The sequence below is a fragment of the Reichenbachiella sp. genome (genome assembly GCF_039941815.1).
GTDB lineage: Bacteria > Bacteroidota > Bacteroidia > Cytophagales > Cyclobacteriaceae > Reichenbachiella.
The window spans coordinates 174,015-183,253 of sequence record NZ_JBDVDW010000057.1; the positions used below are offsets into that span (position 1 = coordinate 174,015).

At 41.0% G+C, this 9,239-nt stretch carries 2 protein-coding genes; both read left to right on the top strand.

Annotated features, from left to right (window positions below):
* The first annotated feature begins 4 nt into the window (after nt 1-4).
* Nucleotides 5-3,370 (top strand): FG-GAP-like repeat-containing protein, encoded by a 3,366-nt coding sequence (locus ABJF11_RS12690; RefSeq protein WP_348120241.1) that lies wholly within the window; start codon nt 5-7, stop codon nt 3,368-3,370.
* A 269-nt stretch (nt 3,371-3,639) separates the two neighbouring features.
* Nucleotides 3,640-9,239 (top strand): hypothetical protein (locus ABJF11_RS12695; RefSeq protein WP_348120242.1); only part of this gene is annotated, 5,600 nt, incomplete at its 3' end.

The following is a 9,239-nucleotide window of genomic DNA, read 5'->3' on the forward strand; positions in this document are numbered from 1 at the left end:
AAGTATGAAGACAAATAATCATTTTCAGTTCAAACACTGCATCAGCGTCTTATTGATTTTTGTAAGCCTAATTTCAGCTCGTGCACAGGCGCCTTATATTAATAGCGTCACTCCTGCTTTTGCTTCTGCTGGTGAAACAGTAAACATAGCAGGTACAAATCTAACAGGCGTAAGTATTGTATACTTTGGCGGAGCACAAGGGTCAAATGTCACTGTTGTCAATGACAATTTGATTACTGCTGAAGTTCCATTCGGGGCATCCTTTAACCAAATCAGCGCGCTACATACTTCCAATGGATCTGCATTTTCCATAGAGAAGTTTTATCTATCATTCGACGGAGCGTCTATTGCAGATGGTTCGACTGTAATCTCAAACTTGAGTAGCCAAGAGACATTCGCTACGTCAAACACTCAGACTCAAGACCTATGTGCTTGTGATTTTGATAATGATGGACAACTAGACCTCGCAGTATCCAATGCAGGTAGTACCGAAATCTCAATTTTCAGCAATACCTCAACTCTTGGAGATGCAGACTTCAGTTCATCTTCCATTTCTAATTCATTTCCTGTTACTAATGTTATTTGTGGAGATTTGGATGGCGATGGTTTTCCCGACCTTATAGCAAACGAACTTGGTGGTGAAGGTAAGATTTACACTTATCGAAACAATCAAGCAGGGGGATTCGATACCAAAGAAACATATGCAATTCCCAAAAATGGATCCTTATTTAGAAAACCAGGCAGAATAGCTCTGGGAGATTTGGACCTCGATGGTTTTGCTGAAGTTATTGTTAATGTTGAAGACGACAATATTGTATATTATTTTGAAAACAACAGTACCAATGGCGACATTGACCTTGCCTCATCTCCTGAGTCTTTGTCTTCTACAGAGAATGCCGGTTCTGCTGGTCTAGGTGGAATCGATGTTGCCGATTTAAATAATGATGGGTTTCCTGAAATCATTACCTCAAACTTTACCGAACAAGGTTTTTACGTATTTCAGAACAATAGCCAACCCGGTTCCTTCACTTTCAAAGACCCGATATTCACTAATACAAATAGTAATATAAGGGCACTCAAAGTTGGTGATATGAATCAAGATGGTTATTTGGATGTAATTCTTACAAACTCTGATATCAGCAGTAGTGACATAATAGAGATATCAGAGAATACTACATCAGGTACAGGTCAGGCAATAAGTATGGACGCACCAATTCAAATCTTAGGAATAAATACAAGCTGGGGACTAGATCTTGGAGATATTGATGGTGACGGAGACCTGGATATTGCTGTTGGCTCGTTCGGGTCGAATAACGGTTTTTATGTGGTAATGAATACCAACCCAAGTTCAATAGCAGCTGCTTCCTACAGTGTTGGCTTGATCGCAGAATCAAATGCCGATAATTCAAGAAATATCAAAATAGTTGATATAGACTCTGATGGAAGACCAGACTTTGTATATACAAATAACTCTACTGCAGAAGGTAATGGAAACCTTGCCACTCGTTTAAACGAAATTTGTTTCGAGCCTGTGATTCGTCCAAGTGGACCTGTTGTGTTATGTACCGGAGAAACTGTTGACCTGGTAGCACCTGCTTCTGGATACAGTTACGTTTGGGAATTGGATGGTGTTGTTGATGGCGGCCAGACAACAAATACCTTTGCTGGAATTAGCACGGCTGGCAGCTATACTGTTACCGTCTCGGATAACGCTGGCTGCAACGTAGAATCTGCGGCGATTGAAATTACCACTCCGGCAGAAACTTATGACGCACCAACTTTCGTGATATCAGATGATTCACCATGCGAAGGTGACAATGTCACATTCACCGTGACAGCGGATGCCGATACAGACTCATATCTTTGGACAGGACCCAATGGATATTCAAGTACCGATGAAAACCCAACAATTAATGACTTTCAGGTTAATCAGTCTGGTGAGTATTATGTCACCACTACCTCAAATGGTGCCGGATGTCAGAAGTCTTCTGCCTCTAGTGCAGTATCGACCATTGGTCTTCCCGTAGTCACAGTCAACAATAGTAATCCAGATTTTTTCTGTACCGGAGAATCTTTGGACCTTTCTACCAACGAATTCACTGGCTACACTTATGACTGGAAATTGGATGGTGCAAGCTTCAGCCCGGCAGAAACTGATCCCTCACAATTGACCGCCACGGCAGAAGGAGACTACAGTGTAACCATTTCTGGCTCAGGTTGTTCATCCACCAGTGAAGCCAGGTCTATCACCACAGTTGCTCCTCCTACTTCGATCTTTTCGGCCTCTGACGATATTACATGTGAAGGAGTAGCTATAGATTTTACAGCCGGCTCAACAGGTGCTTCTGGTTTGGCTGTGGTCAACAATTGGGATTATACAGATGGCTCTGATGTTGAGGTCGGTGATCTGGTCAATCACGCATTTAGTAGTGCAGGGTCTTATGACGTTTCCTTGACAGCCAAATATGATGGCATTGATGACGCAGATTGTACATATACACCTGTCACATCATCAATAACCATAGTTGCACCACCATCAGGGACTGATCTCGATTTAATAATTTCCGATAATAGCGATCCACTTAGTTTTGAAAAGTGCGACGGGGTAGCATTAACCCTAAGAGTTGAAGATCTTTATCCAGCTTATGAGTGGAAATCAGGTACCACCCCGATTAGTACTATTTCTATTGCTAATGTCACTGATCCACAAGAGGTGTTTGTGACATTGACCAATGATGATGATTGTGTTTTTGATTCCAATCCGGTGACAGTATCTAACTATACTACTGGCGGCATTCAAATTAGTGCCTCTAGCCCTAATACAGTAATTGACAATCCAAATGATGATACCAAGAATCTCCTCGAGTCTCTTGGAAAATACATAGATCTCGAAGATGGACAAACTAGTATCAATTTAGATGTTGTAGACGCCACAGAACCAGCTTGGGAGCCCTCACTCTATATTAATGACACCACACTTACTTCTGTAGTTGTGACAGTTGCTAACAAACAACTTATTACGGTCTACGGCACAGATCCATTAGGATGTCAGGAAAAGGACACTGTGACGCTTATTGTCCCAGGAATTCAGGGTGCAAAACACTTCACTCCAAATGGTGATGGAATCAACGATTGTTGGGAGGTATCTAATATTGGATTTGCATCCTCTGACTGCCAGGTGGTTATTTTTGACGCCAAAGGAAGAAGAATCAGAGAGATTTCTTTTGGAGCCAATAGCAATGAAGAAGATTGTGTTTGGGATGGCAATCAATCCAATGGTTCTTCGCTGCCAAATGGTATGTACTATTATTTTATCAGCTGTGCGGATAGTGGAGAAGGTAGTAGCGGATCAATATTTATGGCCAGATAGTGGACGTATTTTTTACCTAGTTGATAAGTAAAATCCGTAAATTCATCGAAAAACCACCTTCCATTAGTTATATTTTTTATAAAAAAAGTACACTTCAAACTTTTTAAAGTACCTTTAATGCAGAAATTGGCCTTCTTGAGTAGAAAATTCAGCCCAAAACAACAATTTGTCCATTTGGTTACTTTTTACTTCATTAGGGCATTAAAAAGTGGAACCTTGTCTACAATCGTATGAATAGCTATAGAAAGATATTAATCCTTACCCTGTGCATGATACCCAACCTACTCCTCGCTCAGGAGATTTGCAGTGATGGGATTGACAATGATAACGATGGATTTATTGATTGTTATGATAGTGAATGTTCGACCGATGAGTATTGTGACGACTTCTATTTTGGAAACTCTGTACTCTGTCAAGATCCAGCCACACAAAACCCAGACTTCAATATTAAATTGCAATGGAGCTCAGCCAATCTTACAGCATTCAATTCTGTAACGCCAGCCATTGGCGACATTGATGGAGATGGCACCCCTGAAGTTGTAGTCACCAACAGATACCTCAATACAGTAACTGTTCTGAACGGTGCAGATGGAAGCACAGAACACGGACCATTAAATGTTGGGTTTGATATTGCAAAAACAGTTGCCATAGCAAATCTAGATGAAGACGATTGTGCTGAAATCTTTGTAAGAGGTTTTAAAAACAACAACCTTCGAATGTATGATTGCCAGCTCAATGAAATTTGGTCAGAAAACACAAACACCGGCAACAAAGTAAGTCTTATATCTCTTGCTGACTTCAACGGCGACGGTGTGGTTGAGCTATTACATGGAAACGAAATAAGAAACGCCCATACTGGCGAAATAATCATCGCAGGTACAGGTGATTTTCAAGATGATGTGATTCACGGAACAATCGCTATCGATATTTTGGATGACAGTGATTGTAATGATTGTGAAGGTTTAGAGATCGTTGGCGGGGGCAAAATTTGGTCTGTTGATATAGCCACAAATACTAGAACACTTGAGCGAGAAATCAACGATATTTTACCAGCAGGTTCTGAATTTGCCATAAAAAATGGATGGGGATGGAATTTTAATACAGCTAGTGTGGCTGATTATAATCAAGATGGCCACATTGACGTTCTGATTAGTGGAGGTCAATATGTAAATGGCAATATCAAAACAGCTGTCTATTTTTGGGATGTCGAAAATTTCTCAGCAATTAGTTATGTAGTACCACAAAATTGGGGTGCGGGTACTGGAAGAATAAATATTGCCGATATTGATGGAGATGGCAATCTCAATTGTACTTTCGTTTCTAAAGAAAGACTGTATGCGCTAGACGAAAATATGGACCCCTTGTCAACTTGGTTTGAAGGCAGCGGCACAGGTTATAAAGATATTAATGAAGGATCGTCAGGATTTACAGGATGTACAGTTTTTGACTTCAATGATGACAAGGCCGCAGAGATTATTTACCGTGGTGAAACATATGTTCATATCATTGACGGTGCAACTGGAACCTCCCTAAAACAGATTAAATGTACATCCAGAACCTTTGAAGAGTATCCTGTCGTTGCCGACGTGGATGGTGATGGAGCCAGCGAAATCTGTGTATCATGTTCATTCGATGATAATACCTCTTTTACACCTTATAGTAATGGTCAGTTTGGACATATCCGTGTCTTTGAAGCTGACGGCGGTGAAAATTGGCAACCATCCAGACCAATTTGGAATCAGCATGCCTATTTCAATGTTAACATCAATGATGACCTTACGATTCCAATCGTACAACAAGACCCTGGAAAAATATTCTCAACGAACGTATGTACCACGGGGCCCAATAGGCCCCTTAATGCGTTTCTGAATCAGGCTCCTTATCTTAACGAAACAGGCTGCCCGTCCTATATATCTCCTGATATTGAATTAATTGAAATATCAAGTGTTGGTGAAGCCCAATGTCCTGAGGGTGAATTTGACGTCACAATACGAGTTGAAAATACAGGTGATACAGATCTTACAGGTACGCTCCCTATTACATTCTATAATGGCTCTCCGGATTTACCTACTTCAGTCAAACTAAATACTGTCACTGAAGACTTTTCTAATTTTGCCGTAGGTGACGTTATTGACATTACTAAAGCTGTTTTTGGAGAAGGTGGTGATTTTGATTTATACGTTTCGATCAATGACAACGGTTCGCAAGATCCTCCAGTTGTGAGCTATGTTCGACCGGTTCCTGAGTGTGATGACAGCAACAATCTAGATTTTGCTGGAGTAACCTCGTTAAATTTTGATCTCGAACATGAAGTAGTCAGTGATAATATTAAGTGTGATCCTACAAAACCGGATAATGGAGATGCAAGAGTCTATTACTTTGGTACTATCTCTGAGACCAGAGAAGAAATTTGGAATGAGGATTTTGACGATTTATCCCCCGGTGATGAAGTTGACAACGGGTCTACCGCTTGGGAATTTGTTAGCACCCCTTCTGGTGCTGATAACCTGGAGGTTTCATTTACAGGATCATCTAATGAGCTCTTTTTTGCAGACGTTGATGGTACAGCAAAATGGGAAACTGAGGATTTAGATATTTCATCCTATCAGTACGCAAGTGTATCAATGGACTTACGGTCAAGTGCCAAATGTGATAACAGCAATGACTTCTTAAGAGTATGGGCTATAGTCGATGGAACATGGATAGCGCTTGAAAATGGAATTAAAGCTGGAAATTTTGGATCTGTAACTGCGAGTCTTGATAATATAACTGGAAATACCTTAAAGCTAAGAGCACATGTTAAAAATGGGAAAAACGATGAATTCTATTACATAGACAATATTGTCGTTGAAGGAATTACAGATGAGCAAAATGGAGAAATCACTGCAGGATTTGATTTTCACTGGTTTCAAAACAACAACTTCAATGATACCATATTCACTGGAAATAGATACACCGCACTTGCAGAAGGAAACTATCAAGTCATAGCTTCCGCGCAAGGTAATTCTTGTACTTCAAATGTGGAGGACATTACAATTGAAAGAGTAGAAAACTTGCCCGTGGTTGGTATTACCAAAACTCAGGATCTCATTAATTGTGATACGCCTGATGGTATTCTTGATGCCTATGTAATAGAAGGAGGTTCACAAGTGACAGCTGGATATGATTTCACTTGGTATATTGGAAATGATTTCACCACTGTAGTAGCAGTTGGATCCACAGCAATAAACCTTGAGGCAAGGACATATTCTGTGGTAGTTACAAATGAAGATTCTGGTTGTGAAGCTACTCTTTCAGAAACTGTTGATACCGATCAAACTGCTCCTGGAATAACCAATGATCTAACCGTGCATATTACAGATTGTGTTGACTTTCAAAGTGGAGCAATTACAGTCAGCTCTGATGGGCCTGCGTCAGACTATACCTTCAACTGGTATGACGGATCGCAAGTAAAGGCTGTGCCAGATTTTACAGATTCTGGAACTGATGGAGCAACTTATTCTAGTTTGGAAGCAGGATTTTATACCGTTGAAGTTCAAGACAATACTTCGAAATGTATATCCGCCTCAATTACTGTGGAAGTAGAAGATCAGTCTGCTTCTCCCGATATTGTAATGACCTTGACAGATAATAATTCTTGTACTGACAATGGAAGTGGATCAGCAACTGCCGAAATTAACGGTGGATTACTTTCGGACTATACATTCACATACTACACAGGTTCTAACACAATTCCAGCAAATGAGATATCTACAACAAGTGGTACACAAGGGGAAGTTGCTCAGCTGCTTTCTGCAGGCAACTATCTGGTAACAGCGGAAGAGATTTCCACTGGTTGTGTCGGTAGAACATACTTTACAATTGATGACGATATTAGTTACCCTACTGCCCCTCCATTTAATGAAATTACTATAGTTGACGTTACCTCATGTAATGGAGTTGGAGATGGAGATGGAATTATTGACGCAACAGGTGTCAACCTTGATGCTGTTGATACCGATGAATTTGAAGCTATTGAAAACGGAAGTTTCGAAGTCCCGGACATTAGCGCTCCACCATATAACAAAACGACATGGACTTTACTGGATCAATCTGAAGCCGATGGCTGGTCTACTGACAACGCCTCAGGAAATTTGGAGTATTGGTTAAGCGGATTTCAGGGAGTCCCTTCAACTGAAGGAAATCAATTTGCTGAAATTAATTCTGATGGAGAAGGCGCCTTTTATTTTGATGTAGTTACCAAACCCGGCGTAAGAATGTTATGGTCCTTTGATCACAGAGGACGATCCGGAGTTGATGTTGTTGCTCTTGAAATTGATGATCCTGCAGCAGGTTCTCCTGTTGAAATTGGACAATATAGTACAGGAACTTCTGATTGGTCTACCTACTCAGGCGAATATACTGTTCCAGATGGTCAGACCATTTCAAGATTTTCTTTCCGTGCAATCTCAACTGCTGGTGGAAATATCACTGTCGGAAACTTCCTCGACAATGTGGTTTTCGAAGTTGCACCATACTATTTTCAACTCTTCGCTGGAACCAACTCTTCCGGTAGTCCATTGGATGAAAATACTACTGGGTATTTTGGCGACCTGGATGAAGGAAACTATACGCTTTCCATAGTTAACAATATTACCGGGTGTCCTACTGAAGACATTCCAATAATTATTAATCTTGACGAGCAAGAGCCCGTCTTGGTCAGACAGACCAAAACAGCCGATACTTATTGTATAGATGGCAACGGTACGCAGCGAGTTACCGCAACTACTGCATTAGGAGATCCTGTTGATGGATATAAATATGAAATTTATGCTGGTACGGATACCACAGTAACACCTTATGCCGGTCCATTTATAGATGCAGATGGAGACTATACATTTACCGACCTTGAAGATGATACTTACCGAGTATTAGTAATAAGCCTAGATAATGCGTGTACTGCTTTTACAGATGTTACCATTTTGGATAACTCTGAAGAGCCTTCATTTGCCAATACTATAGTAAACAACAATACTTCTTGTGATCCTGGCGCTGCAAATGGCCAAATTATAGCAACCGTATTTGGTGAAAACAAAGAGGACTTCACTTGGTCATGGCTTGATGATGGTGGCAACCCAGTAGCTGGTAAGACTGCTGTTGATGGAGCTGTTGACGGTACCGCAAATAATTTAACAGGTTTGGCCGCTGGTACTTATCAGGTCTACGCAATCCATACAGAAACAGGATGTGAAACAGGCTTCTTACCTGTTGATGTTATTGATGATCCATCGGGAAATTTCCCAACTATTGTAATTTCGGAAGTCGATCCAAATACAAGTTGTGGAGTGGGCAATGGATCATTGACAGCCTCGATAGATGAAGGAAGTGGTCCAGGGATCACCGCAGGTTACACTTTTGAGTGGTTCGTAGGGTCAGATGATTCAGGATCGGTACTTACTGTTGGTGATAATGCTGGCAACAACTCTGATGTAGGTTTCTCTGGAGCAGAGTCCAATACTATTACTGGGCTAAGTGCTCCTGTTGGCAATAATACTTATACTGTGCGTATAACAAATGCTGACCTATGCTCTAATACTGCTACTTTAGACCTCTCCAGTAATCCAACCACGCCAGTTATTGATGATACTGATCTTGGAGATGTAAACACTTCTGACGTTACAACATGTGTTGGTTCTGTTACTTTTCCTGAAGGATCTATTGAATTGACCGACGTCACTGACGGAGCTTTCACCGATGAGGTCAATGACTTTACTTATGTGTGGTACATCGGATCGGATAACACCGGAACGGTCATCACCAACGGTACCGATATCGGTACACAAAAAGGTGAAACGGCTGCCACTGTTGTAGTTGCGGGAGCGACCACCAA

What these genes read in the sequence shown, in the direction of transcription:
- ABJF11_RS12690 (WP_348120241.1), top strand. Translation starts at nt 5, where the DNA reads ATGAAGACAAATAATCATTTTCAGTTCAAACACTGCATCAGCGTCTTA.